The sequence below is a fragment of the Microbispora sp. NBRC 16548 genome, from assembly GCF_030268985.1.
Taxonomy (GTDB): Bacteria; Actinomycetota; Actinomycetes; order Streptosporangiales; family Streptosporangiaceae; genus Microbispora; species Microbispora catharanthi.
Genome location: NZ_BSSF01000008.1, coordinates 93,776 through 107,314 on the forward strand (window position 1 = coordinate 93,776; position 13,539 = coordinate 107,314).

General features: G+C 72.5%; 12 protein-coding genes. 1 reads left to right on the forward strand and 11 read right to left on the reverse strand.

Annotated elements, in window-relative coordinates; translation table 11 throughout:
• Positions 1–227 precede the first annotated feature (227 nt).
• From QSK36_RS23055 to QSK36_RS23070, 4 genes are all read right to left on the reverse strand, one after another.
• Positions 228–2,594, reverse strand: coding sequence for a [protein-PII] uridylyltransferase (locus QSK36_RS23055; RefSeq protein WP_285783839.1), 2,367 nt, complete (start codon positions 2,592–2,594; stop codon positions 228–230).
• A gap of 4 nt (positions 2,595–2,598) precedes the next feature.
• Complete coding sequence (locus QSK36_RS23060; protein WP_030510869.1) at positions 2,599–2,937, reverse strand: P-II family nitrogen regulator; 339 nt, start codon at positions 2,935–2,937, stop codon at positions 2,599–2,601.
• The gene (locus QSK36_RS23065) at positions 2,934–4,250 is read right to left on the reverse strand and encodes an ammonium transporter (protein WP_182901253.1); all 1,317 of its coding nucleotides are present in this window, start codon (positions 4,248–4,250) and stop codon (positions 2,934–2,936) included. The genes QSK36_RS23060 and QSK36_RS23065 overlap by 4 nt, the downstream gene beginning before the upstream one ends.
• A gap of 351 nt (positions 4,251–4,601) precedes the next feature.
• Positions 4,602–5,021, reverse strand: a complete 420-nt coding sequence (locus tag QSK36_RS23070; RefSeq protein WP_139575953.1) for a MarR family winged helix-turn-helix transcriptional regulator — start codon at positions 5,019–5,021, stop codon at positions 4,602–4,604.
• A gap of 97 nt (positions 5,022–5,118) precedes the next feature.
• Here QSK36_RS23070 and QSK36_RS23075 point away from each other — a divergent pair, with 97 nt between their 5' ends.
• Positions 5,119–5,985, forward strand: coding sequence for an SDR family oxidoreductase (locus QSK36_RS23075; protein WP_285783840.1), 867 nt, complete (start codon positions 5,119–5,121; stop codon positions 5,983–5,985).
• Between the two features lie 114 nt (positions 5,986–6,099).
• On the opposite strand, the gene QSK36_RS23080 is transcribed toward QSK36_RS23075, so the two are convergent.
• From QSK36_RS23080 to QSK36_RS23110, 7 genes are all read right to left on the reverse strand, one after another.
• A complete protein-coding gene (locus tag QSK36_RS23080; protein WP_139575951.1) occupies positions 6,100–7,032 on the reverse strand; it encodes a sigma-70 family RNA polymerase sigma factor in 933 nt (310 codons plus the stop codon).
• A 224-nt stretch (positions 7,033–7,256) separates the two neighbouring features.
• On the reverse strand, positions 7,257–8,405 hold the full coding sequence (gene hutI, locus QSK36_RS23085; RefSeq protein ID WP_285783841.1) for an imidazolonepropionase: 1,149 nt from the start codon (positions 8,403–8,405) through the stop codon (positions 7,257–7,259).
• A 53-nt stretch (positions 8,406–8,458) separates the two neighbouring features.
• Positions 8,459–9,802 carry a formimidoylglutamate deiminase gene (locus tag QSK36_RS23090; protein WP_183535491.1) on the reverse strand — a complete coding sequence of 448 codons (1,344 nt, stop codon included), beginning with the start codon at positions 9,800–9,802 and terminating at the stop codon, positions 8,459–8,461.
• Positions 9,803–9,875: 73 nt separating this feature from the next.
• Positions 9,876–10,562, reverse strand: coding sequence for an SDR family oxidoreductase (locus QSK36_RS23095; protein WP_139575948.1), 687 nt, complete (start codon positions 10,560–10,562; stop codon positions 9,876–9,878).
• A 40-nt stretch (positions 10,563–10,602) separates the two neighbouring features.
• The gene (locus tag QSK36_RS23100) at positions 10,603–10,791 is read right to left on the reverse strand and encodes a hypothetical protein (RefSeq protein WP_285783842.1); all 189 of its coding nucleotides are present in this window, start codon (positions 10,789–10,791) and stop codon (positions 10,603–10,605) included.
• Between the two features lie 163 nt (positions 10,792–10,954).
• On the reverse strand, positions 10,955–12,742 hold the full coding sequence (locus tag QSK36_RS23105; RefSeq protein ID WP_285783843.1) for an ABC transporter ATP-binding protein: 1,788 nt from the start codon (positions 12,740–12,742) through the stop codon (positions 10,955–10,957).
• 92 nt (positions 12,743–12,834) lie between these two features.
• Entirely contained in the window at positions 12,835–13,536 is a 702-nt protein-coding gene (locus QSK36_RS23110) for a hypothetical protein (RefSeq protein ID WP_285783844.1), read from the reverse strand.
• Positions 13,537–13,539 lie beyond the last annotated feature (3 nt).

The window sequence follows — 13,539 nt, forward strand, 5'->3', positions numbered from 1 at the left end:
GCCAGTTGCGCGGCGAGATACGACTCCGCCGCCTGCGGTTATCGGTATTCGACTGCTCCATGCTCACCGGCCCCGCCATCGTTCGGCCTGCCTTCACGCGTCTGGACAGCATGAAGTGACACAGCTGTATAAGCGGGGACAATTCGACCACAAGGTCACGATGGCGAGCGGCCCTACCCCTGCCGCAGCACCCCAATTGTTACCAAGAGGTGAGGATCGTTACCCCCTCATCTGAGGGCCGCGAGCACGTGTTCTCGCACTTGGATGCGCTGCTGCTCATCGAGGAGGGGACGGCCTGTGCGATCCGCCACATAGAAGACATCCACCGCTTCTGCGCCCAGAGTCTCCACACGCGCGGCGCGTACGTCAAGACCGCACTCGCCGAACGCGCGGCCGATCCGCCACAGCAGGCCGGGTCTGTCGTGCGCCCGCACCTCCACCACGCTCGCGGTGAGGGACGCGTCGTCCACCAGGGTGACCCGGGGCGGCGCGACCGGCACCCGGGACGGGCGCATCGACCTCGCCCGCCGGGCCAGGCGCTGCTCGATGTCGAGCCGTCCGGCCAGGACGAGGCGCAGGTCGGCCTCCAGCGTCGCGGGGTCGGGCGGCGTGCCGTACTCGGGGACGACGACGAACTCGATGACGGCCGTCGACCCGGCGGACGCGGCGGAGGCGGAGCGGACCGCCATGCGGTGCGCCGCGAGCACCCCGGCCGCCCGCCACAGCAGGCCCGGCCGGTCGGGCGCGACCACGGTGACCGCGCTTCCGTTCACGCGCACCGCGCCGCCGCCGTGCCGGGCGAGCGCCGCCTGCTCGGGGGAAAGGGCGGGCGCGGGCGCCGGCGGCGTGCCGGACAGCACCGACCGCACCCGCCGGACCAGGTCGGAGACCAGGGACGCCTTCCAGGAGTTCCACGCGGCCGGGCCGGTGGCGTTGCCGTCGGCCACCGCCAGCGCGGACAGCAGTTCGAGCACCTCCCTGGACCCGACGGCGTCCGCGACCCTGGAGATGGTGACCGGGTCGTCCAGGTCCCGCCGGGTGGCGGTCTCCGGCAGCAGCAGGTGGTGCCGCACCACGGTCGCGAGGATCTCCACGTCGGCCGGGGGAAGGCCCATCCGGGTGCCGATGTCCCTGGCGACGATCTCGCCCGTGGTGGAGTGGTCGCCCGGCCAGCCCTTGCCGACGTCGTGCAGGAGCGCCGAGATCAGCAGCAGGTCGGGGCGGGACACCTCCCGGGTGAAGGCCGCGGCCCCGGCCGCGGTCTCGATGAGGTGCCGGTCGACCGTGTAGCGGTGGACGGGGTTGCGCTGGGGGCGGTGCCGTACGCGCTCCCAGTCGGGGATGAGCTTCACGAGCACGCCGGCCTGGTCGAGCTCCTCCCAGACCGGTACGGCCGCGCGCCCCGCGCCGAGCAGCGCGACCAGCGCGCCGCGTGCCTCCGGGGGCCACGGCACGGACAGCGGCGGCGACTGGGCGGCGAGCGCGGAGACCGTCGCGGGCGCGAGCGGCAGCCCGGCCTCGGCGGCGGCCGCGGCCGCGCGCAGCACGAGCGTGGGGTCGGTGCGCGGGTTGGCGCCGCGGGCCAGCACGACCTCGCCGCCGTGCTCCACGACACCGTCGGCGAGCGGCCTGCGGCCCCGGGGCGCGGGACCGGTGAGCAGCCGGTCGACCGTCCGCCAGGTGGCGTCGAAGGCGTGGGAGACGGTCCGGCCCGCCTCGGCCAGGCGGCGCATCAGCGCCTCGGCGTCCAGCAGGCCCAGCGTGCCGGCGACCGCGTCCTGCTCCTGGAGCACCAGACGGTCGGTGCCGCGCGCGGTGACGAGGTGCAGCCCGTGCCTGATGTCCAGCAGCAGTTCGTACGCCTCGCGGACCCGCGGGCCGGGCGCCGAGGCCACCCAGGCGGCGGCCACGGCCTGCATCGCCTGCACGTCGCGCAGGCCGCCCCTGGCGTCCTTGAGATCGGGTTCGAGCAGGAAGGCCAGCTCGCCGCCGGATTCGGCGCGCTTGTCCGCCGACGCGCGCAGCTCGGCCAGCCTGCGCCGGGAGTCCGCCCGCCACTCGGCGAGCACGGCCTCCCGCACGGCCCTGGTCAGCTCGGGGTCCCCCACCACGTGCCGCGCCTGGATCAGGCCCAGCACGGCCTTGAGGTCCTCCCTGGCGACCTTGACCGCCTCGTCCACCGTACGGACCGAGTGGTCGAGGCCGATCCCGGAGTCCCAGATGGGGTACCAGATGCGGTCGGCGATCCTCGCCACGTCGTCGCGGCCGTTGTGCAGCAGGACCAGGTCGAGATCGCTGCCCGGGGCGAGCTCGCCCCGCCCCAGGCTGCCGACCGCGACCAGGGCGACCCCGCTGATCCCGTTGGGGCCGGCCCCGCTGTGCCCGATTCCACTGTGCTCGAATCCACTGGGGCCGGTCCCGTGGGAGGCGGCGGGGCCGCGCTCGTCGGGGAAGCCGCCCTTCCCTCCCGATCCCCCCTCCCGCGCGTACGGCCGCGTGGCCGCCGTGCGGAACAGATCGGTGAGCCATCTGTCGATGTCCGCGGCCCGGTCCTTGCGGACCGCGGCGAACGAGCGCGCCTCCCCTCTCATCATCCGGTTACAGCGCCTCCGGCCCGCGCTCCCCGGTGCGGACCCGGACGACCGTGTCCACGGGGACCGACCAGACCTTGCCGTCGCCGATCTTGCCGGTCTGGGCCGCCTTGACGATGACGTCGATGACGTCCTCGGCGTCGTCCTCCTCGGCGAGGACCTCGACCCGGACCTTGGGCACCAGGTCGACCTGGTACTCGGCGCCGCGGTAGACCTCGGTGTGGCCGCGCTGCCGGCCGTAGCCGCTGGCCTCCGAGACCGTCATGCCCTTGATGCCGAACTGCTCCAGGGCGGCCTTCACGTCGTCCAGTTTGAACGGCTTGATGACTGCGGTGATGAGTTTCATGCGTCGACCTTCTTCGCAGGCGCGGGCACGGGCCCGTTGACGGAGGCCACTCCCGAGGAGTGGACGGTGCCGAGGTCGTACCCGGTCTCGGCGTGGGTGGTGATGTCGATGCCGGTGACCTCCTCCTCCTGGTTGATCCGGAAGCCCATCGTCTTGTCGATGATCTTTCCGATGACATACGCCATGATGAAGGAGTAGAGGCCGACCGCGACAGGACCGAGGGCCTGCACGCCGAGCTGGGAGATCGGGCCGCCGTAGAGGAGGCCCTCATTCTGACCGTCCGCGAAGGGGTAGCGGGCGATGATGCCGAGCGAGACCGCGCCGATCGCGCCGCCGACCAGGTGCACGCCGACCACGTCGAGCGAGTCGTCGAAGCCGAGGCGGTACTTCAGGCCCACCGCGTACGCGCAGACCGCACCGGCGATGAGACCGAGCACGATCGCCGCCCACGGGTCGACGAAACCACAGGCGGGGGTGATGGCGACGAGGCCGGCGACCGCGCCGGAGGCGACGCCGAGGGTGGTGGAGTGGCCGTCGCGCAGCTTCTCCACGAGGATCCAGGCGCCGGCGGCGGCCGCCGTGGCGACCTGGGTGTTCATGAACGCGAGACCGGCGGTGCCGTCGACGGCGAGCTCGGAGCCCGCGTTGAAGCCGAACCAGCCGAACCACAGCAGGCCGACGCCGAGCAGCACCAGGGTCAGGTTGTGCGGCCGCATCGGGTCCTTGCGCCACCCGGTCCGCTTGCCGAGCACCAGCGCGAGCGCGAGGCCGGCGGCGCCCGCGTTCACGTGGACGACGGTGCCTCCGGCGAAGTCCTCGATGCCCAGGCCGGCCAGCCAGCCGCCGCCCCAGACCCAGTGGGCCACGGGGAAGTAGACGAGCGTCGCCCAGGCGAGGCCGAAGACGACCCACGCGCCGAACTTCGCCCGGTCGGCGATCGCGCCGCTGATGAGGGCCACGGTGATGATGGCGAAGGTGAGCTGGAAAGCCGAGAACACCAGGCTCGGCATACCGGTTCCGTCGTCCTTGGTGGCCGTGTCGATGAGACTCTGCAGACCCAGGGCGTCCCCGCCGCCGATGAGCTTGTTGACGACGTTGTCCCCGTCGCCGAAGGCGTCGAAGGCCAGCGAGTGGCCGTACAGAACCCAGGCGATGGTGACGGTGATGATGCTGACGAACGACATCATCATCATGTTCAGGACGCTCTTCGCCCTGGTCATGCCCCCGTAGAAGAACGCGAGCCCGGGCGTCATCAGCAGCACCAGAGCGGTGGCTGTGATCATCCAGGCGGTGGTGCCGGTATCGATCTTCACCGACGCGGCCCTCCTTACAATTTGGCGTGTGGCCGGTTATCACTCCCGCAGTGACTTCCTCCCGGGCGACCTTGGCCGGCTGGCGCACTGACGTTGGCGACAGCGTGTTCTTCCGCCGTTTCAGCCCACGACCCTGCGTGTTTCACATGTGTGAAACTCGCCACCACCGTGTTTCGGGCCGGTTTCGGACGTGCTTAGAACGACAAAACGCGCACCCGGAAGGGGTGCGCGTCGTCGGCCCTCCACTCGGGTCGATGCGACCGGCCGCGAAGTGGCCGAGGGCTGCGTCCTATTCGTACGCGCCGCCACCGGCCCTGACCGGACTGCCGTCCTCCGCCCCGAACGCCCTGGTCACAGCAGATCTCTGGCCGAATCGTAGACCTTCGCCAGCGCGATCATCAGATGGCGGCGCTCGGTCTCGGTGAGACCGGCGGTGATCTTCTCTTCCAGGCTGCGGCGCTCGGCCTCGACCGGTCCCCGAAGCGCTCGGCCCGCGTCGGTCAGCCAGAGCCTCACGAGCCTGCTGTCGCGTTCGTCGCGGCGGCGGACGAGCAGGCCGGCGGCGCTCATCCGGGTGGCCATCTTGACGACGGTAGGCGTGGTGACGTGCAACGCGGCCGCGATCTCACCGGGTGTGCCGCCGTCGCGCTCCCACAAGGCCGCCAGCAGGTGATCCTGCCCCTGATGCAGGCCATGGCGGCGCATGGCCGTCTCGGCCAGCGCACGCAGCGCCTTCGTCGTTTTGCTGTGCAGGTCGAGGAACTCGGCCACCGCCACCTCCGGGCGACAGATCGATTGACGGCTAATCATTTACCGGCTAGCGTTCCCCGTGCCGCAATTCGCTAGACGGCAAACGATTAGGAGTGTCATGTTACTGGTGACCGGAGCCACCGGCAGAATCGGCCGTGAGCTGGTCCGCGAGCTCGACGCGAGGAACGCGGAGTTTCGCGTCCTCGTCCGCGACCCCGCCCGCGCGGCCGGCCTGCCCGCAAGCGCCGAGCGCGTGCTCGGCGACCTGAACGAGCCCTCGACGCTCGCCCCCGCCTTCGACGGCATCGACCGGCTCTTCCTGCTCACCCCGGGCATCGGCGTGGACCAGGCCGCGAACGCCGTCACCGCCGCACGCATCGCCGGAGTACGCCACATCGTGCTGTTGTCGTCCATCTGGGTCTTCGGAGATCCGGTGCCCGCCATGGGCCGCTGGCACCACGAACGCGAGCGACTTCTGCGGGCATCCGGCATACCGGCCACGATCCTGCGTCCTGGCGGTTTCATGACCAATGTCCTGGAATGGGTGCCGTCCATCAGGGAGGAGGGGTTCGTCCTCGACGCGATCGGGCCGGGCCGGGCCGCCCCGATCGATCCGGCCGATATAGCAGCCGTCGCCGCCCTCGTGCTGACCGAGAACGGCCATGAAGGCCAGACGTATACCCTCACCGGTGACGAGACACTCACCATCGCCGAGCAGGTCCAGATCATCGCCGCCACCATCGGCCGCCGCATAGAGGTCCGCGCGGCCGCCACCCCTGAGGAGATCGTCCGGTCCCGCTACCCCGACGGCGCGCCGAAGCCCCTCGCCGACGCGATCCTCGAAGCCGCGGCGCTGATGCGCGCGGACACGACCGGGGTCCGCACCGACACCGTGCGACACCTGCTCGGCCGCCGCCCCCGCACCTTCTCCGACTGGTGCGCCCGGAATGCGCACGCGCTGCGGCTCGACGGCGAACCCGAGTAGAGGCGGCCGGCGGCCGGGGACGCCCCTCTCTGCGTGACTGCGTGACGAACCGACAACGCCCACGGACGACCGCGGACACCGGCCTTCGTTACTTGGCCGAGCGCGGGCCGCCGGTTACGCGGCGCTGGCCATCTTGCGCAGCCGCACCAGCGCGTCGCGCTCGATGCGCCGGGCGCGGTCACGGCCGATGCCGTAGCGCTCCCCCACCTCGGTGAGGGTGTGCTCGCGGCCGTCCACCAGGCCGTACCGCCAGCGCAGCATGTCGCGCATCTGGCCCTCAAGGCCGGTCAGCCACTGCTCCAGGCGCTCCTTCTCCAGCGTGTCCATGGCCTGCTGCTCGGGATCCGCCCAGGTCTCGTCGGCGATCATGTCGCCGAGCTCGGTCTCGTCCTCGTCGCCCACGCCGAGCTGGAGGGAGACCGGGTCGGAGGCCCAGCGCCGCAGCTCCTGCACCCGCTCGATCGGCAGGTCGAGCACCTCGGCGAGGTCGGCGTCGGTCGGCTCGGCGTCGAACTCCGCCAGCATGTCCCTGCGCACCCGCATGAGCCGCGTCATCTGCTCGCCCGCGTGGGTGGGCAGCCGCACCGGCCGCGCCTGCTCGTGGATCGAGCGGCCCACCGACTGCCGGATCCACCAGGTGGCGTAGGTCGAGAACTTGTACCCCCGGCGGTAGTCGAACTTCTCCACGGCGCGGACCAGCCCGAGGTTGCCCTCCTGCACCAGGTCGATCAGCGGCATCCCCCGTCCGGAGTACTTCCTCGCGACCGCGACCACGAGCCGCAGGTTGGCCTGGATGAACTCGTCCTTCGCCCGCCGCCCCGAGATCGCGATGCGCTCCAGCTCCTCGTCGGTCGCGTCCGCGATCTTCGGCTCGCGCCGTCCGCTGTCGAGCAACTGCTCGGCGAACAACCCCGCCTCGATGCGCTTGGCCAGCTCGACCTCCTGCTCCGCGGTCAGCAGCGGGACACGGCCGATTTCGGCCAGATAAGTCCCCAGCAGATCCCGGTCAGAGACGTGCTGTTCCTGCGTCCGATTCCCCGTCGCCATCCGATGGCACCTCGTTCCGCCGCCGTGATATGCAATATGTGAGCCGGTGAGCCGGACGTGTCCGCCCCGCTCGGCACGGCCCCCGGCTTCCTGCTCCTGACCCGGACAACGGCCGGTCCAAGGCAAAGATTCCCCAAACGGATACGACCGGGGAATGGTTTCTTTCTCCTCCCCAAGGAGGATGCGAGGCCGGGAAAAAAGGCGATTACCCAGGTTGCGAGGGCCTAAACGAGGCGGCGCCCCATCCGCCACACCTGCGCCACCAGCGGCACTCCCGGCCGGTACGCGAGGTGGACGTACGACGGCGCCTCCAGGATGACGAGGTCCGCGCGGGAGCCGATGGACAGGGTGCCGACGTCGGTGCGCCGCAGCGCCCGCGCGCCGCCGCGGGTGGCCGCCCGCACGGCCTCCAGCGGCGTCATGCTCATCTCGCGCACGGCCAGGGCGACGCAGAACGGCATCGAGGTGGTGAACGAGGAGCCCGGGTTGCAGTCGGTCGCCAGGGCCACCGTGACGCCCGCGTCGAGCAGCCGCCGAGCGTCCGGGTAGGGCGACCGGGTGGAGAACTCCGCGCCCGGCAGCAGGGTGGCGACCACCCCACTGGCGGCGAGCGCGTCCACGTCGGCATCGGTGAGATGGGTGCAGTGGTCGGCCGAGGCCGCCCCCATCTCGCAGGCCAGCCGCACGCCCGGCCCCGGTCCGAGCTGGTTGGCGTGGACCCTGAGCTGCAGTCCGGACTTGCGGCCCGCCGCGAGCACCTCCCTGCTGTGCTCCTCGCCGAACGCGCCGCGCTCGCAGAACACGTCCACCCACTTGGCGTACGGCGCGCACGCCTCCAGCATCGGGCCGGTCACGAGCCGGACGTAGTCGTCGGCGGTCGTCTCCGGCGGGACGACGTGCGCCCCGAGGAACGTGGTCTCCTCGGTGAACTGGCAGGCGATCTCCAGGCTGCGGCGCTCGTCCTCCACGGTGAGGCCGTAGCCGCTCTTGATCTCCAACGTCGTCGTGCCCTGCATGGTCATCTCCGAGACCAGCAGCGCGGTGGTGGACACCAGTTCGGGGATGGTGGCGCGGCGGGTGGCGGCGACGGTCGAGCGGATGCCGCCCGCGGTGTAGGGCCGCCCGGCCATCCGCGCGGCGAACTCCTCGGTGCGGTCGCCGGCGAACACCAGGTGCGCGTGGCTGTCCACGAATCCCGGGATGACGGCGCGCCCCTCCACGTCGACCCGCTCGTCGGCGGGCGGGGCGTCGGCGGAACGGCCGATCCACCGGACCACGCCGTTCTCCGCGACCAGCGCGGCGTCCTCGATCTCCTCTCGCCCGGGGTCTGCCGTGTACAGCAACCCGATCCCCGTGAAAACGACTGATGTCATGCCGCTCGGCCCCACGTCTCCTGATCCTCGCCACCCCGCGAACGGCGCAAACCTCACCGGTGCAGCGGGGCGAGCGCGTCGCGCAGCAACCCGCCGATGTCGCCGAGCACGTGCCGCCCGTCCTCCACGACGCGCCGCCCGCCGGCGACGACCGTGTGCACGTCGGCGGTGGTGGCGGCGAACACCACGGACTCCACCGCCGACGCCTTGGTCGCGCCGGCCGTACGGACCGAGTCGAGCCGGACGGAGACGAGGTCGGCCCAGGCCCCGGCCACCAGGCACCCGGCGTCGGGGAAGCCCAGCGACGCCTGCCCGGCGGCGGTCGCGGCGTGCAGGAGCTGCGCGGCGGGCCAGTGCCCGCGCTCGCCCGTGACCAGCCGCTCGTCCAGCTCCACCGCCCTGGCCTCCTCGAACAGGTCGATGACCGCCTGGCTGTCGGTGCCGAGCGTGACGGGCGAGCCGGCCTCCAGAAGCCTGCGGGCGGGGCCGACGCCGTCGGCGAGGTCGCGTTCGGTGGTGGGACACATGCACACGTGGGTGGTGGAGCCGCCGAGCAGCGCCACGTCCACGTCGGACAGGTGGGTGGCGTGGACCGCGGTCGAGCGCGGCCCCAGCGCGCCGTGGTCGTGCAGCACCTGGACGGGCGTCGCCGAGTAGACCTCGACGCACGCCTCGTTCTCGGCCTGCTGCTCCGACACGTGCGCGTGCAGCGGCGCGGTGTGCCGGTGGGCGAAGTCGACGACGACGTGCATCTGCTCGGGGGGCACCGCGCGCACGGAGTGGATGGCCGCGCCGATCTCCACGTCCTCCTCGCCCTCGTGCGCCCGGGCGAGATCGTCGGCCCTGGCCGCCCAGCGCTCGGCGTCCCCGTCGCCGAAACGCAGCTGGGTGCCGGTGAGTGCGTCGCCGATGCCGCCGGTCAGATAGCAGGTGTCGAGCAGGGTGATGCGCAGCCCGGCCCTCCTGGCCGCCTCGACCAGCGCGTGGCCCATCGCGTTCGGGTCCGCGTACGGCCTGCCCCCGGGCCCGTGGTGCAGGTAGTGGAACTCGGCCACGGTGGTGATCCCGGCGAGCGCCATCTCGGCGTACGTCGCGGTGGCCAGGGCGAGGTAGCGGTCCGGGTCGAGCGCCTCGGCGGCCGCGTACATCCGCTCGCGCCAGGTCCAGAAGCTGCCGCGTCCGGTCTGGGTGTGGCCGCGCAGGGCGCGGTGGAAGGCGTGCGAATGACAGTTGGCCAGGCCGGGCAGGGTGAGCCCGGCCAGCCGTACGGCTCCCGGGGGAGGCGCCGCCTCGGGCCTGATCTCCACGATGCGGCGGCCCTCGACGCCGACGACGACGCTCTCGACGACCTCGCCGGGCGGCAGCCACGCCATCTCGCACCAGTAAGTCACGTGCACCGGTCCTCCAGATGGGCGGCGTGGCGGTATTGCCACTGTAATGAACGTCCGTCCCCCGCGCCTCGTGCGGCCGTCAGCGGGTCGGTCCCCCAGCCGGCCGTACGGTGATCTCGGTGACGTGGGCGTCGGGCGTGGCCGTCAGCGCGGCCAGCACGGCCCGCGCCACCGATTCCGGCTCCAGGTATCTTCCCGGCTCGTACGGCCCTCCCTCCTGGGCGCGGATGCCTCTTTGCATATCCGTGCCCACCCGCCCGGGGAAGATCGCGGTGACCCGGACGCCGTTGGCGTGCTCCTCCTCGCGCAGCGCGTCGCCGAACGCGCGCAGGGCGAACTTGCTCGCGGCGTAGGCGCCCCAGTTGGCGTTGGCCCGCTGCCCGGACCCCGAGTTGATCAGCACGACGTGCCCGCGGGCCGCCCGCAGCGCGGGCAGCAGCAGCCGGGTCAGCTCGGCGACCGCGATGACGTTGACCTCCATCAGCCGCCGCCACTCGTCGGCCCGGGTGTCGGCCAGGGACCCGACACTGGCGACGCCCGCGCTGTGGACCAGCAGGTCGAGCCGGTCGATCCCCTCCACGTCCGCGGGGGTGAGCTCGGTGAGCTCCACCGCCCAGGGGCGGGCCGCCGGCAGTTCCGCGCACAGCGCGTCGAGCGCCGTGCCGTCCCGCCCGCCCAGGAAGAGATCGCAGGTGGGGGCGAGGGCACGGGCGATCGCCGCCCCCACCCCCCTCGAGGCGCCGGTGATCAGAGCCGTGGGTCGCATGGACCTCACCTTAGAGCGCCGCGCGGATCTTGCGCGCACCTCACCGCTGCGGGCGCAGTGTCTCCGGAGTGGGACGCTCCGGGGTCAGCGCGTAGCGGTGGTGCGGGTAGCGGTGGTCGGCCGGGCGCACCCGCACCTCGCCGGCGGCGGCCGGTCGTCTCGACCCGCACCGTAAGCGGCGGGGCGCCCGGCCGAACCGGCCGGGCGCCCCGCCTCCGACCCGGGTCACCGGACGCGCCCGCACGCGCGATGGCTCCGGCAACCGGGCGGTGGTGAAGGAGAGGTTACGCACCTGCGACGTTCCCGGTTCCCGGTCGAAAGAAGCTGTGGCCCGGTGTAAGGGCTGATCACGGCTTCGCCATCGGCGTGTGCGGAGATGACGGGCCCGCCGGTCAGGACGAGACGAGGAACTGCGTGGCGGCGAGCTCGCGGTAGAGCGCGTCGGCAGCGACCAGCTCGTCGTGGGTGCCCCAGGCCCGCACGCGACCGGCCTCCATGACCACGATCCGGTCGGCTCCGGTCACGGTGGACAGGCGGTGGGCGATCACCAGGACCGTCGTCTCCCGCGCCACCTCCGCCACGACCTCCCGCAGCCGCATCTCGTTGACCGCGTCGAGCTGGGATGTCGCCTCGTCGAGCAGCAGCAGCCTGGGCCTGCGCAGCAACGCCCTGGCGATGGCGACCCGCTGCCGCTCGCCGCCCGACAGCAGGATGCCGCGATGGCCGACCGGCGTCTCCAGTCCCTCGGGCAGCCGCTCGACCAGGTCGTCCAGGCGCGTACGGGCGAGGGCGCGGGCGACCTCCTCGTCGGTCGCACCGGGCGCGCCGAAGACGAGGTTCTCCCGAAACGTCCCCGCGAGCACGGGGGCGTCCTGCTCGACGTACCCGAGCATGGCCCGCAGCTCGCCGAGCGGCCAGTCGCGGATGTCGCGCCCGCCGACCGTGATCGCCCCCTCCTGCGGCTCGTAGAACCGCTCGATGAGGCCGAACACCGTCGACTTGCCCGCGCCTGAGGGGCCGACAAGCGCGGTCATGCCGCCGGCCGGCACCTCGAACGTCACGTCGTGGTGGACCACGGGCCGGTCCTCGCCGTAGCGGAAGACGACCCCGGAGAAGGTCACCCCGACAGGCTCGCCGCCGGCCCGCGCCACGGGTGCGGCGGCGGGCTCGGTGCGCAGCGTGGCGATCTCCTGGATGCGGGTCACCGCGGCCAGGCCGTTCTGGATCTGGGTGAGGCTCTGGATGATCTGGCCGATCGGGGAGACCAGGTAGAACAGGTACAGCAGGAAGGCGATCAGGGTGGAGATCTCCATCTCCCCCGACGCGACCCGCGCGCCGCCCACCCCCAGCACCGCGAGGAACGCGAGCTGGATCGACATCCAGGCGCCGATGCCGGCCAGCGAGGTCCACGCGGCGGCGGTCACGCCACGGTCGCGCGCCTCGACGGCCGCCGCGCCCACCACCGCGGTCTCCCGCGCCTCCGCGCCGCTGGCCTTGACCGTACGGAACGCCTGAAGGGCGCGGTCGAGCCCCGAGCTCATCTCGCCGAGCGCCACCTGCGCCTGGAGCGAGGCCCGCCGGATGCGCGGCGCGATGGCCGCGCCCATGACGGCGACCAGGCCGACGACGGCGAGCGTGACCCCGAGCAGCAGGCCGTCCATGATCGCCATCATCACGGCGGCGCCGAGGAACATGAAGACCGCCCCGACCAGGGACGCGAGCGCGTCCGTGCACACGGCCCGCAGCAGGGTGGTGTCGGAGCTGACCCGCGACAGCAGATCGCCGGGCTTGAGCCGGTCCACGTCGGAGACCGTGAGCCGCAGGATGCGGTCCACCAGGCCCCGTCGCGAGTCGAGCACGATCGTCTCGCCCATCCGCTCCAGCAGGAACCGCCCGGCCGCCGAGATCAGCGCGCCGGCCAGAACCGCGGCCGACAGCCCGAGCACCGGGCCCGCCAGCGCGCCGCCCGCGCCGAACGCGTCGATCACCCGCTTGGCCATGACCGGCATGGCGAGCCCGGCGAGGCTGCCGACGAGGCTGAGCAGGCCGCCCAGCAGGAGCACCCGCCGATGGGGGCGCACCTGGTCGAGCAGCAGCCGCCAGGAGGCGCGCTCCCCCAGGGACGCCTTCGGCCGTGGCGCGGGCTGACCACCGTCAGGGCCGTCGCCCTCCATCCCCATGGAGCCCCCTTCGCGCGAACCCGGCGTGCGATCTTCCGGAGACCCTAGTTCACCGGAAACGCCGGTGCGCGCGGGGATTTCGACGTCTCGGATCAGTCCACGTCGGGGACGTCGAGGTCGAACTCGGCGTCGCCGTCGTCGACGCGGCGCAGCTTGATGTCCTCCGCCCAGGCGTACGCGAAGCGGCGCACGGCGGCGACGCCCTCCTCGTCCAGGCCGCAGAACGCCTCGTCGGCCAGGAGGTCGACGGTCTCCAGCCGCTCGACCAGGTCCTCCACCCGCCACTCGTCGTCGTAGCGCGCGCCGAGCTGTTCGAGCAGGCGGAAGGAGTACAGGCCGGACACCGCGGCCACGTCGGCGAAGTCGCGCGGCAGGCCGCGGTCCTGCAGGGCGCGGACCTTGAGGCCCACCGCGTCGTCCAGGCCGAGCACCCGGCAGGGGCCGATGTCGGCGGGGCGGTCGCGCAGCGGCTCGCGGAGCAGGGCGACCTCGCACGACTGGCCGGTGATCTCGTCGGTGACGACGACGCGGCCGATGCGGGCGCCGGCCTCGCACACCTCGGCCGACAGGCCGGTGCTCCCGAACGCCTCGGCCAGCGCCCGGCCGACCTCCGCCAGCGGGGCATCGCCGCCGGTGGCGAAGGTGAGGTCGTCGACGGGGCGCGAGGTACACCCGTGCGCCAGCAGCGCGTAGCCGCCGGCGAGCAGCAGGCCGTACCGGTCGAGGACGGGCCGCGCGTCCTCGATGAGGCGCAGGTGGAACGGCGGCGCCGGAAAGGCGGAGGACGCGGTCACCAC

Excerpts from the sequence above, each read along its gene's own strand:
- QSK36_RS23055 (WP_285783839.1), bottom strand. The coding sequence starts at position 2,594 with ATGATGAGAGGGGAGGCGCGCTCGTTCGCCGCGGTCCGCAAGGACCGG.
- QSK36_RS23060 (WP_030510869.1), bottom strand. The coding sequence starts at position 2,937 with ATGAAACTCATCACCGCAGTCATCAAGCCGTTCAAACTGGACGACGTG.
- QSK36_RS23075 (WP_285783840.1), top strand. The coding sequence starts at position 5,119 with ATGTTACTGGTGACCGGAGCCACCGGCAGAATCGGCCGTGAGCTGGTC.
- QSK36_RS23080 (WP_139575951.1), bottom strand. The coding sequence starts at position 7,032 with ATGGCGACGGGGAATCGGACGCAGGAACAGCACGTCTCTGACCGGGAT.
- hutI (WP_285783841.1), bottom strand. The coding sequence starts at position 8,405 with ATGACATCAGTCGTTTTCACGGGGATCGGGTTGCTGTACACGGCAGAC.
- QSK36_RS23095 (WP_139575948.1), bottom strand. The coding sequence starts at position 10,562 with ATGCGACCCACGGCTCTGATCACCGGCGCCTCGAGGGGGGTGGGGGCG.
- QSK36_RS23105 (WP_285783843.1), bottom strand. The coding sequence starts at position 12,742 with ATGGGGATGGAGGGCGACGGCCCTGACGGTGGTCAGCCCGCGCCACGG.